This is a genomic window from Pantoea sp. X-Soil-TKNS-1280 (assembly GCF_059730475.1).
On the sequence record NZ_AP035962.1, the window covers coordinates 1,756,462 to 1,773,950 of the forward strand.

The following is a 17,489-nucleotide window of genomic DNA, read 5'->3' on the forward strand; positions in this document are numbered from 1 at the left end:
CGATAACGGAGAACGGCATGGGTTTATGCGCTTTTTATCGACTCGGCGAGCTGCCGCTGGTTAGCGGTGAAACGCTGCTTGAGACCTGCATCGGCTATCAAACCTTTGGTCAGCTTAACGCCAATCGCGACAACACGGTGGTGATTTTTAGTTATTACAGCGGCACCCATGCCAGCTATCTGCCGTTGATTGGCGCGGGAAAAACCCTCGACCCGGCGCGCTGGTTTATCGTGCTGGTGAATAAGCTGGGTAATGGCGTCTCGACATCGCCTTCCAATGCTGTTTTACAGCCTGGCGCAGCATTTCCCCGTGTCACACTACTGGATAACCTGCGTGCGCAGGAGCAGCTGCTGTTCGAGCATCTTGGCATCCGCCGTATCGCGCTGGCGTATGGCTGGTCAATGGGGGCGATGCAGGCATGGCATCTGGCTGTGGCGCGACCGCAACAGGTGCAGAGCCTGCTGGCGGTGTGTGGTTCAGCCCGTTGCTGGCCGAATAATCAGGTGTTTCTCGACGGCGTGCGTGCGGCGTTGTGCTGTGACGCGCAGTTTGCTGAGGGTCATTACTCAACGCCGCCGCTGCGCGGGCTGGCGGCTTTTGGCCGGGTTTACGCCGGCTGGGCCTATTCCGCCGCGTTCTTCCGCGAGGCACGCTGGCGCGATCTGGGCTTCGATTCACTGGAGGCGCTGCTGGTGGATTGGGAACGGGAGCATCAGGCGCTGGACGCCAATGATTTGCTGAGTGCGTTGTATAGCTGGTATCACGCCGATGTCGGCTTACTGGCCGGGGGAGACTGGCGTGCGGCGCTGGCGCAGATTGGCGCGCGTTGCATCGTCATGCCGTGCGACAACGACCGCTATTTTACGCTGGAAGAGGCGGCACTGGAGGTGGCGGAATTGCGTCAGGGCGAGTTACGTCCGCTGGTTTCACCTTATGGGCATTGTGCCGGTGCGCCCGCCCGATTTGCGGAGGCATCGGCACAGATAGACAGCGCCATGCAGGCGCTGCTTTATCTTTAATCGATAATACTGAGTTCGACCGTGCGGCCCTGATCGAACCAGGTTTCCAGCCCGGTGACGCGCAGTTCCAGCTTGCCTTCGATCACCTGACCGATATAGGAGATCGGCAGTGGCTCGTCAGCGGTATCGTCGCCGTACACCACGCACATTTGCTGGCGCGGGCTGTAGTAGCACACAGCACCGGTGACTTCGCCGTACTGTTCGCGGCGCAGTTTACCCACATCCTGCGTCAGGTATTTGTTTTCCCACGGAGCGACAATCGGCAGGGTGAAGAACACCATGTCGCCAATCAGTTTGCCGTGTTGCAGCACGCTTTTCAGCGGCAGTTTTTCGCGCAACACTTTCGCCAGATTGGGCACTTTGTCTTCCCATACTTCGATGACGCAAATCTTCTTGTCGGCAACATGCATAGCCAGTTTCATGATGTTTTCTCTCCCAGTCAGGCTTTAACGCGACGAAAACCGTCCCCGAGACCCCAGGGAAGAATAAAATCAACCCACATATGCAGGCGGTTAGCCCAGGACAGGGCGCTGTGGGACAGGCGCACCAGGTCACTCAGGGTTTCACACTCGGCAGCCACCTCGACATAGGTGTGCAGCATTCGGGCGGCATCCGGCAGGCTGACGAAGTCAAAGAAGTTGGCTTTATAACCCATGATTTCTTTGATCAGCAATTGCAGGGTTTTCAGATCCGCTGTCGGGTTGTCTTCCCCGACACGGATCAGCCCCCACAACATTTCATCCGCCAGCGTGCGGGTTTCCCCTTCGGCAAAAATGATGGTGCTGAGGTACTGACCACGGGCACCGGTGCCGCGTGGCACTTCGCCCTTACCGAGTGCGGCAATTTCTGCCGGTTGTTCAAACCAGATCTTTTCGCGTTGCGCGTCAAACAGCGCTATCGCTTCATCGACCGTCATAACGTTCTCCTGGTGTTGGCGTGAATGTGGCGGTTGCCACGAATTTAATTAATCAGATAATTAAATTGAGCAATATTTGTGCCATGAGAAGGAGAAAAATTAATCAGTTAATTAATATGGAGTTAGCGAATCAGAGGGGGATAAACAGGTGGATAGTTGCTGTGTCGTAGTGCAGGCTGCACCATAAAGCATATTTGCGCGATAAATCGCGCCGCTACACAGTACGTGCGCTAAACCGTAGCGGCGCGATTTATCGCGCAATTCGGTGGAGGTGCGCATTGCTGCGCACCTCAGGAGGTTACTTCACGCAGGCCGCACACTGATTGTGGATCTGCTGGAAGAAGTCGTTACCTTTGTCATCCACCAGAATAAACGCCGGGAAGTTTTCCACTTCAATCTTCCAGATCGCTTCCATCCCCAGTTCTGCGTATTCCACGCATTCCAGGCTCTTAATACTTTGCTGCGCCAGCACGGCTGCCGGGCCGCCGATGCTGCCGAGGTAGAAACCGCCGTGTTTATGGCAGGCATCCGTCACCTGCTGGCTACGGTTACCCTTCGCCAGCATCACCATGCTACCGCCGTTGGCTTGTAACAGATCAACGTACGAGTCCATACGACCTGCGGTGGTTGGGCCAAGTGAACCTGACGCATAACCTTCCGGCGTTTTAGCCGGGCCGGCGTAATACACCGGATGATCTTTGATGTATTGCGGCAGACCTTCACCGTTATCAATACGTTCTTTCAGCTTGGCGTGGGCAATGTCGCGCGCCACGATAATGGTGCCGTTCAGCGACAGGCGGGTCGATACCGGGTATGACGACAGTTGCGCCAGAATCTCGGACATCGGGCGATTGAGGTCCACGTTGACCACTTCGCCTTCACCCTGTTGACGCAGTTCTTCCGGGATAAAGCGGCCTGGATTATGTTCCAGTTGCTCAATCCAGATCCCTTCACGGTTAATCTTCGCCTTGATATTACGGTCAGCCGAGCAGGAAACCCCCATGCCCACCGGGCAGGAAGCGCCATGACGCGGCAGGCGCACTACACGGATATCGTGGGCGAAGTATTTACCGCCAAACTGTGCACCGAGGCCCAGCTTCTGCGACGCTTCCAGCAATTCCTGCTCCAGCTGCACGTCGCGGAACGCCTGACCGTGCTCGTTACCTTCAGTCGGCAGCGAATCGTAATAATGGGTGGAGGCCAGTTTCACCGTTTTCAGCGTACTTTCCGCCGAGGTGCCGCCGATGACAAACGCAATATGGTAAGGCGGGCAGGCGGCTGTGCCGAGCGACATCATTTTGTCGATCAGGTAGTTCTTCAGCTTCGCGGGGGTGATCAGCGCTTTGGTTTCCTGATAGAGATAGGTCTTGTTGGCGGAGCCGCCACCCTTGGCGATACACAGGAATTTGTACTCATCACCGTCGACGCTGTAGAGGTCGATTTGCGCAGGCAGGTTAGTGCCGGTATTGACCTCTTTATACATATCCAGCGCGGCGTTTTGTGAGTAGCGCAGGTTATCTTCGATAAAGGTGTTGTACACCCCCTGAGACAGCGCGGCTTCGTCACCGCCACCGGTCCATACGCGCTGGCCTTTTTTGCCCATGATGATGGCGGTGCCGGTGTCCTGACAGGTCGGCAGCACGCCTTTGGCCGCAATTTCGGAGTTGCGCAGGAACTGCAAGGCGACGTATTTGTCATTCTGGCTGGCTTCATCATCCGCCAGAATCGAGGCCACCTGCTGTTGATGAGCGGCGCGCAGCATAAAAGAAGCATCGTGGAACGCCTGCTGTGCCAGCAGGGTCAGCGCTTGCGGATCGACTTTTAACACTTCCTCGCCATCGAAATTCGCCACGGAAACATAATCGCGGCTGAGCAGGTAGTACTCAGTATCATCTTTGGCGAGAGGAAAGGGGTTTTGATAGTAGAAGGGTTTATTCGACATGTTGGCTCACTCAGTTATGTGTCGCCTGTCTGGTACAGAGAAGACAGGCAACATCATTAGCGATTCGTTATAGGTTTTTTCTCTCGCCAGCCCAGCTCAGGGCTGACTGGCGAGTATCATAGCATTTTAACATTCTTTCGCGGCTGCGATTTTTAACATCGAAGCAACATCATCAGAACATCAGCACCATCCACGGATACGCAACCAGCATCAGCAGAACCAGGAACAGCGCACCGAAGATGGTGCCCAGACGCCAGTAGTCTTTGGTCGGCAGATAGCCGCTACCGTAGTAGATCGGGCTGGGGCCGGTACCGTACGGAGTGATGATGCCCATCACACCCAATGACGTCGCCAGCATCAGACAGAACACCGGCATATTGATACCCGGAATGGCTGCTGCAATGGTCAGCATGGCAGGTAACAATGCGGTAGTGTGTGCGGTGGTGCTGGCAAACAGGTAGTGCAGAACGTAGAAGGCAATCAACAGCACCACAGCTGAGACTTGCGGGTCATAACCGTGCAGCAACTGTCCGCCTTCTTTACCCAGCCAGGCGATAAAGCCCACTTTCGCCAGACCATCGGCGAGCGCTACCAGGGTGGCAAACCAGGCGAAGGTGTTCCAGGCGGCTTTATTACTGGTGATATCGTTCCAGTTAAGGACGCCGGTCCACAGCATCAGCACAATCACCAGCAGGGCGGCCATTGCCGGTTCAATCCAGGCAGTGGCAAAGATCCACATCAGCAGTGCAGAAATCACGAACACCAGCAGCAGGATTTCATTGCGCGACAGTTTGCCCAGTTTTGCCAGCTCAGCGGTGGCCCAGCGGGGCACTTCATCGTTCAGTTTCACTTCTGGCGGATAGAGCCAGTAGGCCAGCAACGGCATGGTGAGGATCAGCAGCACACCCAGCGGCAGGAAGGCAAGGAACCACATGCCCCAGGAGATATCGAAGCCAACCACACTTTTTATCAGCGCTAAAGCCAGCAGGTTCGGAGCCAGCGCAGACAGGAACATAGAACTGGTGATACAGGTGGCGGTGATGGCAACCCACATCAGATAAGAACCAATTTTGCGCGCGCTCGGGTCATTAGGTTTTGAACCATACAGCGGCGGCAGGTTGGCGATAATCGGATAGATGGTGCCGCCACTGCGTGCGGTGTTGGAGGGGGTGAAAGGTGCCAGTAACAGGTCAGCGAAGGTGATGGCGTAGCCGAGTGTCAGGCTGCGACGGCCAAGATATTTCACCAGAATCAGCGCCAGACGGCGACCGAACTGGGTTTTATCGTAACCGGCGGCAAACATAAAGGCACCGAAGATCAGCCACACGGTGGAGTTACCGAAGCCGCTCACCGCCCATTTGAACGACTGGCCAGCCATCTTGAACTTCGGATCGGCCAGTTCAGCCGGGCTGAACAGCAGATACTGACTGAACAACGCGATCACCACCACGCCGGTCAGGCCAATCACCGCACCGGGCAGCGGTTCGAAGATCAGGCCGACAATCACCCCGACAAAGATAGCGAAGAAGTGCCAGGCGTAAGGCTCCAGCCCTGCGGGAGTTGGCACCAGGAGGAGCAGCACAGCGATCACCACCGGCAGACATAACATAATGAGCCGGTTTTTATTCCCCGGCGCGGCAGGCGGCGCTTTTAGGGGTTCACTCTGGGTAGTTTGTGTTTTCATGGTTTTGGTCTGCAAGTTGTGGAGAATGCGATTAACGTTCCGGGACAACAGGTGTTACCGTTATTAATACTTAGCTGATACTTTTTTAAGCTGCCGTTACGTCTTTTATGCTTCTTGAATTGCAATATTGAAGAGAGAAAATTGCGTAATGTAAATATGATGCGATTTATTAAAAATTCCATTTTGATCTGGATCAAAAAATCGATTCAGTATTAAATCCTTTTTGTCTTTGACATATATTCTTACTCTTACTTAATTCATTTTTGTTGCCGCCTGAATGCCGTAAAGCTCAAGGGTGGCGGTGTTGTCGTCTGGGATGTGTCTGATAACATCATGATTTATCATAAATTAATTTCCATGTAAATGAAAAAATTGATTTTTGACAACCTTTCGCTAACATTTTAAGTGGCGAATATTCAGTCTTAGTGTTTATTTCCAGAATAATTTAAAAGTTAAAAAACTAAACTTATTAATTATGTAACTAAAGAAATTGGTATATTGTTGGTATGAAATCGGACCTCTTAAATAAATTTGAAATAACTGCGTCTGTCAAAGAATTCGAAACTTTTAAATTTTGGAGTTGTTATCATGAATACGCTCACCCCGATTCTTAATCCACTCACTCTGCCGAAAGGCGCTGTATTGAAAAACCGCCTGGTGATGGCACCGATGACCACCTGTACCGGTTATTTTGACGGCGGCGTCACCAGCGACCTCGTGGACTACTATCGCGTTCGTGCGGGGAGTATCGGTACCGTCATTGTCGAATGCTGCTTTATCGACAACCGTGGCCCGGCGTTCCCAGGTGCCATCGCCATCGATAGCGACAACAAAATCCCGGGCCTGGCGAAAATTGCGGATGCAATCAAATCGCAGGGTTCCAAAGCCATTTTGCAGATCTACCACGGTGGCCGTATGGTGGATCCTGCGCTGATTGGCGGCAAAACGCCGGTCGCGCCCAGCGCGCTGGCCGCACCGCGAGAAGGCGCACCGACTCCCCAGGCGCTGACGGCGGAAGAAGTCGATGTGATGATCACCAAATTCGGTGATGCGGTGAACCGTGCCATTAAGGCGGGTTTTGATGGCGTCGAGATCCACGGTGCTAACACTTACCTGATTCAGCAGTTCTACTCACCGAACTCCAACCAGCGCGATGACAAATGGGGCGGCAGCCGCGACAACCGTGCCCGCTTCCCATTAGAAGTGCTGGAAATCACCCATAAAATGGCGGACCGCTTTGCGGCAGCTGACTTTATCATTGGCTATCGTTTCTCGCCGGAAGAGTTGGAAGTGCCGGGTATCCGTTTTGACGATACCATGTACCTGCTGGAAAAACTGGCGGCGCGCGGTCTCGATTATGTGCACTTCTCCGTTGGACAACTGCTGCGGCCGTCGATTGTCGATACCAAAGATCCGACGCCGCTCATCACCAAATATCGGGCGCTGCGTTCGCCGACGCTGGCGAAAGTACCGGTGATTGGTGTTGGCGGGGTGGTGAATAAAGAAGATGCGGAAAATGCGCTGGAGCATGGTTTCGATCTGGTGGCGATTGGTAAAGCCTGCATCGCCTACCCGGATTGGGCCGATCGCGTGATCAGAAACGAACATATGGAGCTGTTTATCGACAGCACCAAACGCGAAGAACTGGTTATCCCGGAACCGCTGTGGCGCTTCTCGCTGGTGGACGCGATGATCCGTGATATGAGCGACACCGGCCGTAAATACAAGGCGGGCGTGTTCCAGGAAAAAGTCGAAGCCGAAGCGCTGAAACTGAAAATCAATGTGACGCTGGATACCGACCGTATCACCGATATCTCGCTGGTGCCGGATGACACGCTGGACGTCGATTTCACCAGTACCTTTGAAAGCCTGCGTTCCCGCATTCTGGTGGCGAACAGCCCGCATGTGGATGCGGTAACTGGCGCTACCACCCAGAGTGAGGCGCTGAAAAAAGCGGTATCACGCGCACTGGCGACTTCCAGCAAAGAACATGTGATTGACGAGGGCGGTAACCCGAATGCGCCAGTTAATTACGATGTGGTGGTGGTGGGTAGCGGCGGTGCCGGTCTGGCAGCAGCAATCCAGGCGCATGATGATGGTGCTCGCGTGGTAATTATCGAGAAGATGCCGACTATCGGCGGTAATACCATCAAAGCGTCCGTCGGTATGAATGCGGCAGAAACCCGTTATCAGCGCCTGAAAGGCATCGAGGACAGCAAAGAGCTGTTTTATGACGAGACGCTGAAAGGCGGTAAATTCAAAAACAACCCGGTGCTGTTGCGCGAGTTTGTGGAACAGGCTCCCGGCGCGATTGACTGGCTGACCGATAAAGGCATTGAGTTGTGCGACATCACCATCACTGGCGGGATGAGCATTGACCGTACCCACCGTCCGGAAGATCGCTCCGCTGTCGGTGGTTTCCTGATCAGTGGTCTGGTGAAAAACGTTAACCAGCGCAATATCGAAGTGCTGCTGGAAACCTCAGTGGCAGAAATCCTGTTCGAAAACGGCGCGGTCAGCGGCGTGAAAGTGGTGGATGAGTACAATGACAGCCGTATCCTCAACGCGAAAAGCGTGATTGTGGCGACCGGCGGTTTCAGCGCCAACCGTGAAATGGTAGTGAAATACCGCCCTGAACTGGATGGCTTTGTCACCACCAACCACAAAGGGGCCACCGGTAGCGGTATCGCCATGTTGCAGAAAATCGGTGCGGATACCGTCGATATGAGCGAGATCCAGATTCACCCGACTGTCGAACAAACCACCTCGTACCTGATTTCCGAAGCGATGCGTGGTGGTGGGGCGATTCTGGTGAGCCAGGCGGGCAAGCGTTTCTACAATGAAATGGAAACCCGCGACAAAGTTTCCGCCGAGATTATCGCGCTGCCGGAAAAAAGCGCGTGGATCATGTTTGATGAACAGGTGCGTCAGAACAATAAAGCGGCGGATGAGTACATTGCCAAAGGTTTTGTCATCAGCGCACCCACCCCGCACGAGCTGGCGGTGAAACTGAATATGGATCAAGAAGCGCTGCAAACCACCCTGAACCGTTACAACCAGTTTGTTGAGCAGCAGAATGACGAAGACTTTGGCCGTAAAACCGCGCTGCGTCATCCGCTCAATCACGGACCTTACTTTGCCATCCGCATCGCCCCAGGGGTGCACCACACCATGGGCGGTGTCACCATCAATACCGACACCGCAGTGCTGGATGCGCAGAAACAGGTGATTCCGGGTGCCTGGGCGGCGGGTGAAGTGGTCGGTGGTATTCATGGTGCGAACCGTATCGGAGGTAACGCGGTTGCTGATATCATTATCTTCGGTATCAAAGCCGGACGTAACGCTGCGGCGTTGGCGTTAGGCTAAGCAACGGTTTTCGACAAACCATTCGTAGCGGCGCGATTTTTAAGACCCGCGCGATAAATCGCGCCGCTACACCTGAATGAGGCGATAATGACTACAGACGCAGGCGTCTATGCGTATTCCGCCGTTCTGATGGGTTCGCCCATTCTGCTTAAACTCTTCGAAGACAACTCATCCCTCGCGGCGCAGGTGTTCCGGCTGATCAAACAGCAGGAGAATCTGTTTACCGTTAATCGTGCCGACTCAGAAGTGATGGCGATCAACTCTGCTGCCGGTCGCCATCCGGTGGTGGTCAGTGAGCCGGTGTTTGCCTTGATCAGCGTGGCTCACGCGGTGAGCCTGTTGCCGCACAGCGCCTTTAACTTCACCATTGGGCCGGTGGTGAAACGCTGGAAAATTGGTTTTCAGGGCCATGAGGTGCCACCGGCAGCGGAGATCGCGGCGCTGCTGCAAGTGACCGATCCGCATCAGGTAGTGCTGAATGAAGCTGAACGATCGGTATTCCTGCAACAACCCGGCATGGAGATTGATCTCGGTGCGATTGCCAAAGGTTACATTGCCGATCGCGTGCAACGCTTTTTACGCCAGCAGGGCGTGCAGCAGGCGCTGATTAACCTCGGCGGCAACGTCCAGACGCTGGGGTCTCCCCCTCATGATGGGGCGGGTTGGGGCATCGGCCTGAAAAAACCGTTTGGCCGTGAAGATGAGCTGCTTGGTGTGTTACGGGTGCAGGGGAAGTCCGTGGTGACATCGGGTATTTATGAACGCTATTTCGAACGGGATGGCCGTTGCTGGCATCATATCTTCGATCCGCGTACTGGCTATCCGCTCGACAATGAATTGCTGAGCATCACGGTGATTTCCGATCGTTCACTGGATGGCGATATCTACACCACGCTGCTGTATGGCATGGGGGTGGAGCAGGGGCTGGCGTATCTTGCTGACCAGCCCGAACTCGACGCGATTTTTGTCACGCGCGACAGGGAAATTATCTGTTCTTCACCGCGTCAGTTTCGCTTTGAGCAACTGGACACCGCGTGGACGCTGCGTTACTGACAATACTGTTGCAGCAGCGAATGGTATTCCGATTGCAAGCGATAGCGATACACCGGGCGGCCGGTGGCACCGTAATGGATGCTGGTGAACAGGATGTTGATCTGTGCCAGCCAGATCAGATATTTACGGCAGGAGACGCGCGAGATATTCACCTCGGCCGCCAGTTCATCGGTGGAGAATTCTGTGCCCGGGTGGGCATCAATCCACTGACACAGGGTGCGCAGCGTCTGGGGTGTCAGTCCTTTCGGCAGGCGCTTGCTGTCATGCTGCGTCGCCGGGCTACCGTGAATCAGTAAATCGACATCGGACTGCTGATAATAATGCTGGTTATCCATCAGCGATTTTTTCTGCCGCCACTGGGTCAGTGCTTCTTCAAAACGCGGGAACTGGAACGGTTTGATCAGATAATCCACCACGCCATAATGCAGCGAGGTTTTGATGGTGGCAGCATCCGCAGCCGAAGAGATAATGATCACCTCCACCGGGCAGTTGGCTTTACGCAGTTCCGGCAGCAGATCGAGGCCGTTTTCCTGCTGCATATAAATATCCAGCAGCACCAGATCGACCGGTGGTTCGCTGTTGAGGATCTTCTCTTTCGCCTGCTGTAACGTTGTGGCAGTACCACAGCAGGTAAAGCCGGGCACCTGGCCGATATAGCAGCGATTAAGCTCTGCGACCATTGCATCATCGTCAACCACTAACACGTTGATCATGCGGTTTGATTTCCTCCATCCCAGGGTAGCTGAACTAAAAATTGTGTATACACGCCGGGTTCTGACTCCACGCTGACGTCACCGCCCAGGCTTTCGGTCTGCTGCTTCAGCAGGAACAGGCCGACACCGCGATCGTCACCTTTGGTGGAGAAACCTTTGGCGAAAATGGTGGGCAGAATCAATGGGTCAATGCCGGGGCCATCATCGCTCACTTCGCACGCCAGCCAGCCATTCTGATAATGCAACATCACATGGATCTCACCTTCAGTCTGGTCACCCAGTGCATCCAGCGCGTTCTCCACCAGATTGCCAATCACGGTAATCAGCACCGCCATCTGTTGCTCGTTGCCACAGTCGGGCAAAAAGCTGGCATCGCTGAGGGTCAGACTATGCCCGCGATCCGATGCGCGACTGATCTTGCTCAGCAGGAACCCGGCAATCACTGGCGACTTAATTTTCTGCACCAGCGAACCAATTTCGGTCTGATAGTTATTGGCGGTTTTCAGCACATACGTTTCCACCTGCGCATAATTTTTCATATGCAGCAGGCCGAGGATCACATGCAGCTTATTCATAAATTCATGCGAGCGTTCACGCAGCGCATCGACATAGTTTACCATGCCGCTCAGGCGCTGCATCAGCTGGCTGATTTCCGTCTTATCCCTGAAGGTGCATACCGCACCGATAATCCGTCCCTGGCTGCGCACCGGCACCGTATTGCTGAGCAACACATGGCCGTTCACATTCAATTCTTCATCACGGCGCGGACGGCCACTTTGCAGCACATCCTGCAGATGGGTGTTGATCACCGAGGCATCGTAAATGCGGTCGGCACTGATGGCGCTGGTGGCGATCTCGGCACTCAGCAGTTTTTGTGCCGCCTGGTTGACCAGCGTGACCTCGCCCTGGTCATCCACCGCCACCACACCTTCTTTCACCGAATTGAGGATCGCCTGACGTTGCTCGAACAGCGTGGAGATTTCATGCGGTTCGAGGCCGAACAGAATACGTTTCAGCACCCGCACCAGAATAAAGGTACCGAGTGCACCCACCAGCGCGCCAATCAACACCGTCCATAGCACGCTCCAGCGGCTCTGGTTTATCTGGTCAGTCACCGCACTGAGGGAAATACCAATCACCACCACGCCAATCTGCTGTTTTTGCGCGTTATACACCGGGGTAAACACGCGCAGGGCTTTGACCAGCGCCCCCTGATTCACCGAGACATTTTCATGGCCACGCAACGCAGGTTCGAGATCGTCACCGATAAAATGCTGGCCGACCAGCTCCGGGTTGAGATGGGAATAGCGAATGCCCTGCATATTGGTTACCACCACAAACAGCAGGTTATTACTCTGCTGGATTTCTGCGGCGATGGGCTGAATTGACCGGACATTGGGTGGCAGCAACAGTGCGCGTTGTACTTCCGGCGAATCGGCCAGGGTGCGCGCCACCGCCATGGCTTTATCTTCCAGCTGCGCGCGCGTGGTGGCACCAATCTGAAAGAAGTAAATAAGGTGGACGCTGAGCAGCACCAGCGCGATCACGGTGCTAAGCATCAGCGTGACCAGCGTATTGAGTTTCATCGGTCGCTTACGCGGTGGGAAATCCGGTGGAGAATAGGGTTCTGGCATAGGCAGGTATCGTCGCGTTTTTTTTAGGGGTGCGTGCAAGCACGCACCCGGACGGTCATTCGCTCTGCGGTTTCACGCGGTTAGCAAAGCTCTTTTTCAGCTTCTGCAACTTCGGCGGGATCACGGCGAGGCAGTAACCGTTGCGCTGACCCGCGCCATCCCAGTAATCCTGGTGATAATCTTCCGCCGGATACCATTCCCCCAGCGGTTCGATGGTGGTGACAATCGGATCTTTATTATCTTCCTGCGCGCGGGCGATAGCCGCGATGGCTTCAGCTTCCTGTTCGGCGTTGGCCGGGAAGATAGCAGAACGATACTGGGTGCCGATGTCGTTGCCCTGGCGGTTAAGCTGCGTTGGGTCATGGGTGACAAAGCTGATATCCAGCAGATCGCCGTAACCTATCTGCGCCGGATCGAAACCGATACGGATCGCTTCGGCATGGCCGGTGGCGCCGCTGCATACCTGCTCATAAGTGGGATGAGGGCGGGTGCCGCCGGTATAACCACTTTCGACTGACTCAACGCCAATCAGACCTTTAAATACCGCTTCGGTACACCAGAAACAGCCACCCGCGATCACCGCGTATTCAATTGCCATGTCTTTACTCCTGTCAGGGCGAAAGCGTTACTGTGGGGGCGCGCTTTCATGAAATCAACCTTGTTTAGATTAACATTTCTGGCTTAAAGTCGCGGTGTTTATCGAGCAACAGATTGCTCATCACGGTAAAACGACCTTCACCGGTATAGTGCAGGGTCGGCGGAAACTCCGGCTTCTCCGCTACATGCGCTTTGACGACCTCAAAAATAAACAGATTGTAGTTATCCACCATCGTATCGTCGTACAGCTGACACTCAAAACTGGCGAAGCACTCCTGAATCAACGGCGCGTTAACTTTTGTCGCCGGTTCTGCGGTCAGCTTAAAGGCAGCAAACTTGTCGATACGATCGCCGTGGCAGTTACCAATCGCCACTACGCTATCGATTAAATCGGATGAGGGTACGTTGATCACGCACTGGCCGCTTTGCCGAATCAGTTCATGGCTGTAATTGCCTCCGGCGATCATACAGCCCACCAGCGACGGCGAGAACTCCAGGATAGTGTGCCAGCCGAGCGTCATGATGTCGTGCTGATCGCCAAACTGCGAGCTGACCAGCACCACCGGTCCTGGCTCCAGATATTTCCGCGCCTTGCTGACCGGAAAATCGATTTTATGCAGATTCTGGTTCATTGTGCTGCTCCTTTTTCTCGAAGGATGTTTTAAGTGTAGCGAACCCTGGACAGGGCTTTACCTGTGCGTCAATTGCAGGCATGGTAAGCCGTCATCTTAAAAGGAGCTGCTTTATGGCGTCTGCGCGCGCGTTAACACAATCCCCCGCCACTTTACATCTGCTGTGCGGCAAAATTGCTGCCGGGAAATCGACGCTGGCACATCGGCTGGCTCAGGAAACGGGCGCGGTGATCATCAGTGAAGATGCCTGGCTGGCGCATTTGTTTGCCGATGAAATGCGTGAGGTGACGGATTATGTCCGCTGTGCCGCGAAACTGCGTAACGCCATGACGCCGCACCTGATCTCGCTGCTGCGCTGTGGGGTATCGGTGGTGCTGGATTTTCCCGCCAATACGCTGCAAAACCGGCAGTGGATGAAAACGGTGATCCAGACCGCCGAGGCTGCGCATCAGCTGCATTTTCTCGATGTGCCGGATGATCTGTGCAAAACGCGGCTGCATGCACGCAATGCGACGGGTGAACATGATTTCGCTGCCACCGATGCGCAGTTCGCACTGATCAACAGCTACTTTGTCGCCCCGCAGCCAGAAGAGGGGTTTAATGTGGTGAGCTGGCCGGCATCGTAGCCGTGTAGGTTAACACGTTGCTGGTGCATTGGTCTGCAGACTATGCTTAGGTATTGTTTTAAAATGCATATAAAACGAGAAAAACCATACACATTCCCGCTTTGATGTATAATTACTCCGGTTTTTTATACATATCTGGCTTAATAAATATAAAAAAGGGGGAATTTTAACTATGTCAGCGAACCTTGCTCCTCTCCCACTGGATAATATTGACGAGTGGGAGACACGTGCAGTACTTAAAAAGACAGCTGAAGCCCATCGTTACCTGGCCGAGTTGAAAGGCGTGGCGGCCAGCATTCCTAATGAAGCCATATTGATTAACACCCTGTCATTGCAAGAGGCAAAAGACAGCTCTGAAGTTGAAAATATCGTCACCACCCACGATGAACTCTACAAGGCTAATTTATTTCAGGAAGCAATCACCACACCTGCCACTAAAGAGGTGCAGGACTATGCTTTTGCCCTGAAACAGGGGTTTCACACCGCGCGTCAAAACAAATTGATCCGCTTTGGTGACATACTCGCGGTGCAACAGCAACTGGAGCACAATAATGCGGGCCTTCGCAGGCTTCCTGGAACAGATTTGAAGAATGCCAGCACTGGCGAAATCATTTATACACCCCCTCAGCATGCTGATGAAATCGCGTTGTTGATGGAAAATCTCATCGCCTTTATCAATGATGACAGCATGTGTGAAGCTGACCCCCTGGTGAAAATGGCTATCATTCACCACCAGTTTGAAAGTATTCATCCTTTTTATGATGGTAATGGCAGGACGGGGCGTATCCTCAATATCCTGTATTTGGTGGTTAAAGACTTGCTCAACCTGCCAGTGTTATACCTGAGCCGTTTTATCATTCATCACAAAGCGGCTTATTACGCTAATTTTCAGGTGGTGAGAGACTCAGGTAACTGGGAGCCCTGGCTGCTGTTTATGCTTGATGGTGTGATTGACACTGCCAAAAATACCATCTCGCTCATTACTCAAATGAAAACACTGATGGCTAGCGTCAAACATGGCATACGCGAGCAACTGCCTAAAATTTACAGTCAGGATTTACTCAATAACCTGTTTAACCACCCCTACACTAAAATCGAGTTTATTGTTGAAGAACTGGGGGTGACACGAATTACAGCGACTAAATATCTGGAACAATTGGTCGAACACGGCTTTTTAATTAAACAGAAAGTCGGCCGGGCTAACTATTATATCAATGAGCCATTGTGCAAATTGATCATAGCCCACAGTTAAAAACTCCAGTGTTTACGTATTATCGCACCACCAGTACATCAGAAAACCGCGTGGTGTAGGCGGGTGACAGCATCTCCCGTTTCATCGACCAGGCTTTCTGGATGCCCTGACCGGCAAACCATAATGCGCCGCGCTGGTAGGCATTCAGACGGTCGATGAGTTTCAACTTAAATTCAGAGGAGCTTCAACGGCTTTCTGCAAATCCACCTTCAGGGCTCTTGATCAATCAGAATAATCATTGATACTGTATATGAATACAGTATTTTTGAGTGCCCATTATGCAACTAATTATTCCCTCTGAGTCCGATGTAACGAGCCAACTTCCGCTCTTTATAGAACGCGTACCCTGCGGCTTTCCCAGCCCCGCTCAGGATTACGTCGAGGACAGTCTCGATTTGAATAAACTCGTTGTCAGACATCCTGGCGCAACATACTTTGTCAGAGTGAGCGGCGATTCGATGGTAGACGCAGGCATAAGTCACGGTGACTTACTGGTTGTAGACCGCTCATTATCTGCAGTTCATGGTGATATCGTGATTGCTGCGGTAGCGGGCGAATTCACGGTGAAAGAACTCCAAACTTCCCCACGCCTTCAGCTCATGCCGCGGAACAGGAATTACTCTCCTATCGTTTTCGGAACGGAAGAGGAGTTGGCAATTTTTGGCGTAGTCACGTTTACCCTGAAAGATCACAGACATGTTCGCGCTTGTTGATGTAAATAGTTTTTATACTTCCTGTGAGACCGTTTTTCGGCCGGACCTGCAAGGTAAACCTGTCGTTGTCGTTTCTAACAATGATGGATGCATCATTTCACGTTCAGCAGAAGCGAAGGAATTGGGGATTGGCATGGCTAGCCCCTATTTCAAGTTGCAGGATGAACTGAAGCGCCAGCAGGTCCAGGTGTTCAGTTCTAATTACGCGCTGTATGCCGACATGAGTCGTCGGGTGATGACAATCCTCGAAGAAATGGCTCCGCGGGTGGAGATTTATTCAATTGATGAAGCTTTCCTCGATGTGACGGGCGTAAGGAGCTGCATCGACCTTGCGGTGTTCGGTCGCGAAATCCGCAAGCGTCTGCTTAGAGAAACGGGTTTGACTGTTGGAGTAGGGATTGCCCCGACCAAAACATTAGCCAAGTTAGCTAATTACGCAGCAAAAAAATGGCCGGGTACTGGAGGCGTGGTCGATTTATCAAATGTTGATCGCCAGCGTAAACTGCTGGCACTGGTACCCGTCAGTGACGTATGGGGCGTTGGACGGCGTATTAGTAAGAAACTGAATCTGATGGGAATTGAAACTGCCTTACATCTGGCCGACTGTTCAAATTGGGTGGTGCGTAAGCACTTCAATGTGGTGCTGGAAAGAACCTCAAGAGAATTACGTGGTGAGCCGTGTTTGGGGCTGGAAGAGTTTTCTCCGACTAAGCAACAAATAATATGCAGCCGCTCTTTTGGCAGCCGTATCACGGAGTATGGCGATATGCATCAGGCAATTTGCACCTATGCCGAACGTGCCGCTGAGAAATTACGCGCAGAGAAGCAATTCTGTTGCTACATCAGCGTGTTTATCCGTACCAGTCCACATGCCCAGGGTGAAGTTTTCTATGGTAATCAGTCATCGGGCAAGCTGATGATACCTTCCAATGATACCCGGGATATTATACGTGTTGCCACAGAAGCCCTCGGCCGGATCTGGATTTCCGGTTATCGCTATATGAAAGCAGGCGTGATGTTGAGTGATTTTTTCAACCAGGGAGTGGCGCAACTCAATTTGTTCGATGATTATCAACCGAGGCCAAACAGCGCCGCACTCATGAAAGTGGTCGACAAGCTTAATAGATCTGGGCGTGGCTCAGTGTGGTTTGCAGGCCAGGGTACGAATAAATCCTGGACGATGAAGCGAGAAATGTTGTCCCCTTGTTATACAACACGGTATTCAGACTTGCCTATCGTAAAATAACTTTCAGATTATAGGGTTATGATTTACGAGCTGATGCAGTCGTCATTGTTGGACAGCACCACCAATCATCCCCGTGACCTTCCATTAAAGATTTTC

The 17,489-nt window shown here is 53.1% G+C and carries 15 protein-coding genes and 1 pseudogene; 7 read left to right on the plus strand and 9 right to left on the minus strand.

What is annotated here, in order from left to right:
• The first annotated feature begins 17 nt into the window (after positions 1–17).
• Positions 18–1,019 (plus strand): alpha/beta fold hydrolase, encoded by a 1,002-nt coding sequence (locus AC6I8X_RS08280; protein ID WP_497840878.1) that lies wholly within the window; start codon positions 18–20, stop codon positions 1,017–1,019.
• Here AC6I8X_RS08280 and AC6I8X_RS08285 read toward each other — a convergent pair.
• The 4 genes from AC6I8X_RS08285 to AC6I8X_RS08300 all read right to left on the minus strand — a co-directional run bounded on the left by AC6I8X_RS08285 (position 1,016) and on the right by AC6I8X_RS08300 (position 5,561).
• Positions 1,016–1,441: a DUF3830 family protein gene (locus AC6I8X_RS08285; protein ID WP_013508755.1), complete on the minus strand. Its 426-nt coding sequence runs from the start codon at positions 1,439–1,441 to the stop codon at positions 1,016–1,018. The two genes, AC6I8X_RS08280 and AC6I8X_RS08285, sit on opposite strands and share 4 nt — an antisense overlap.
• 17 nt (positions 1,442–1,458) lie before the next feature.
• On the minus strand, positions 1,459–1,935 hold the full coding sequence (locus AC6I8X_RS08290; protein WP_313683393.1) for a cucumopine synthase-related protein: 477 nt from the start codon (positions 1,933–1,935) through the stop codon (positions 1,459–1,461).
• Between the two features lie 298 nt (positions 1,936–2,233).
• Entirely contained in the window at positions 2,234–3,877 is a 1,644-nt protein-coding gene (gene fumA, locus AC6I8X_RS08295) for a class I fumarate hydratase FumA (protein ID WP_313683394.1), read from the minus strand.
• 172 nt (positions 3,878–4,049) lie between these two features.
• Positions 4,050–5,561, minus strand: coding sequence for an anion permease (locus tag AC6I8X_RS08300; protein WP_313683395.1), 1,512 nt, complete (start codon positions 5,559–5,561; stop codon positions 4,050–4,052).
• A gap of 588 nt (positions 5,562–6,149) precedes the next feature.
• Here AC6I8X_RS08300 and AC6I8X_RS08305 point away from each other — a divergent pair.
• The gene (locus tag AC6I8X_RS08305) at positions 6,150–8,927 is read left to right on the plus strand and encodes a flavocytochrome c (protein ID WP_313683396.1); all 2,778 of its coding nucleotides are present in this window, start codon (positions 6,150–6,152) and stop codon (positions 8,925–8,927) included.
• Between the two features lie 87 nt (positions 8,928–9,014).
• Complete coding sequence (locus AC6I8X_RS08310) at positions 9,015–9,980, plus strand: FAD:protein FMN transferase (protein WP_497840879.1); 966 nt, start codon at positions 9,015–9,017, stop codon at positions 9,978–9,980.
• On the opposite strand, the gene dcuR is transcribed toward AC6I8X_RS08310, so the two are convergent.
• The 4 genes from dcuR to AC6I8X_RS08330 all read right to left on the minus strand — a co-directional run bounded on the left by dcuR (position 9,974) and on the right by AC6I8X_RS08330 (position 13,556).
• Positions 9,974–10,693, minus strand: a complete 720-nt coding sequence (gene dcuR, locus AC6I8X_RS08315) for a two-component system response regulator DcuR (RefSeq protein WP_497840880.1) — start codon at positions 10,691–10,693, stop codon at positions 9,974–9,976. The genes AC6I8X_RS08310 and dcuR overlap by 7 nt on opposite strands.
• A complete protein-coding gene (locus AC6I8X_RS08320; protein WP_409521667.1) occupies positions 10,690–12,327 on the minus strand; it encodes a sensor histidine kinase in 1,638 nt (545 codons plus the stop codon). The genes dcuR and AC6I8X_RS08320 overlap by 4 nt, the downstream gene beginning before the upstream one ends.
• Positions 12,328–12,382: 55 nt before the next feature.
• Entirely contained in the window at positions 12,383–12,925 is a 543-nt protein-coding gene (gene msrA / locus AC6I8X_RS08325) for a peptide-methionine (S)-S-oxide reductase MsrA (RefSeq protein ID WP_299452274.1), read from the minus strand.
• 64 nt (positions 12,926–12,989) lie between these two features.
• Entirely contained in the window at positions 12,990–13,556 is a 567-nt protein-coding gene (locus AC6I8X_RS08330; RefSeq protein WP_313683400.1) for a flavin reductase family protein, read from the minus strand.
• Between the two features lie 113 nt (positions 13,557–13,669).
• Here AC6I8X_RS08330 and AC6I8X_RS08335 point away from each other — a divergent pair, with 113 nt between their 5' ends.
• On the plus strand, positions 13,670–14,182 hold the full coding sequence (locus tag AC6I8X_RS08335; protein WP_313683401.1) for a P-loop nucleotide/nucleoside kinase family protein: 513 nt from the start codon (positions 13,670–13,672) through the stop codon (positions 14,180–14,182).
• 172 nt (positions 14,183–14,354) lie between these two features.
• Complete coding sequence (locus AC6I8X_RS08340) at positions 14,355–15,434, plus strand: Fic family protein (protein ID WP_497840881.1); 1,080 nt, start codon at positions 14,355–14,357, stop codon at positions 15,432–15,434.
• A 19-nt stretch (positions 15,435–15,453) separates the two neighbouring features.
• Here the strand turns inward: AC6I8X_RS08340 and AC6I8X_RS08345 are convergent.
• Positions 15,454–15,594, minus strand: a pseudogene (locus AC6I8X_RS08345) (DUF4113 domain-containing protein); the annotation flags it as partial.
• A gap of 118 nt (positions 15,595–15,712) precedes the next feature.
• Here AC6I8X_RS08345 and umuD point away from each other — a divergent pair.
• Together umuD and umuC are read left to right on the plus strand one after the other, a co-directional pair.
• On the plus strand, positions 15,713–16,147 hold the full coding sequence (gene umuD / locus AC6I8X_RS08350; RefSeq protein ID WP_313683403.1) for a translesion error-prone DNA polymerase V autoproteolytic subunit: 435 nt from the start codon (positions 15,713–15,715) through the stop codon (positions 16,145–16,147).
• A complete protein-coding gene (gene umuC, locus AC6I8X_RS08355) occupies positions 16,131–17,393 on the plus strand; it encodes a translesion error-prone DNA polymerase V subunit UmuC (protein WP_497840882.1) in 1,263 nt (420 codons plus the stop codon). Before umuD ends, umuC begins: the two co-directional genes overlap by 17 nt.
• Positions 17,394–17,489 lie beyond the last annotated feature (96 nt).

Bases quoted from the DNA above. Each gene is read 5' to 3' on its own strand.
- AC6I8X_RS08280 (WP_497840878.1), top strand. From the start codon at position 18: ATGGGTTTATGCGCTTTTTATCGACTCGGCGAGCTGCCGCTGGTTAGC.
- AC6I8X_RS08285 (WP_013508755.1), bottom strand. From the start codon at position 1,441: ATGAAACTGGCTATGCATGTTGCCGACAAGAAGATTTGCGTCATCGAA.
- AC6I8X_RS08290 (WP_313683393.1), bottom strand. From the start codon at position 1,935: ATGACGGTCGATGAAGCGATAGCGCTGTTTGACGCGCAACGCGAAAAG.
- fumA (WP_313683394.1), bottom strand. From the start codon at position 3,877: ATGTCGAATAAACCCTTCTACTATCAAAACCCCTTTCCTCTCGCCAAA.
- AC6I8X_RS08300 (WP_313683395.1), bottom strand. From the start codon at position 5,561: ATGAAAACACAAACTACCCAGAGTGAACCCCTAAAAGCGCCGCCTGCC.
- AC6I8X_RS08305 (WP_313683396.1), top strand. From the start codon at position 6,150: ATGAATACGCTCACCCCGATTCTTAATCCACTCACTCTGCCGAAAGGC.
- AC6I8X_RS08310 (WP_497840879.1), top strand. From the start codon at position 9,015: ATGACTACAGACGCAGGCGTCTATGCGTATTCCGCCGTTCTGATGGGT.
- dcuR (WP_497840880.1), bottom strand. From the start codon at position 10,693: ATGATCAACGTGTTAGTGGTTGACGATGATGCAATGGTCGCAGAGCTT.
- AC6I8X_RS08320 (WP_409521667.1), bottom strand. From the start codon at position 12,327: ATGCCAGAACCCTATTCTCCACCGGATTTCCCACCGCGTAAGCGACCG.
- msrA (WP_299452274.1), bottom strand. From the start codon at position 12,925: ATGGCAATTGAATACGCGGTGATCGCGGGTGGCTGTTTCTGGTGTACC.
- AC6I8X_RS08330 (WP_313683400.1), bottom strand. From the start codon at position 13,556: ATGAACCAGAATCTGCATAAAATCGATTTTCCGGTCAGCAAGGCGCGG.
- AC6I8X_RS08335 (WP_313683401.1), top strand. From the start codon at position 13,670: ATGGCGTCTGCGCGCGCGTTAACACAATCCCCCGCCACTTTACATCTG.
- AC6I8X_RS08340 (WP_497840881.1), top strand. From the start codon at position 14,355: ATGTCAGCGAACCTTGCTCCTCTCCCACTGGATAATATTGACGAGTGG.
- umuD (WP_313683403.1), top strand. From the start codon at position 15,713: ATGCAACTAATTATTCCCTCTGAGTCCGATGTAACGAGCCAACTTCCG.
- umuC (WP_497840882.1), top strand. From the start codon at position 16,131: ATGTTCGCGCTTGTTGATGTAAATAGTTTTTATACTTCCTGTGAGACC.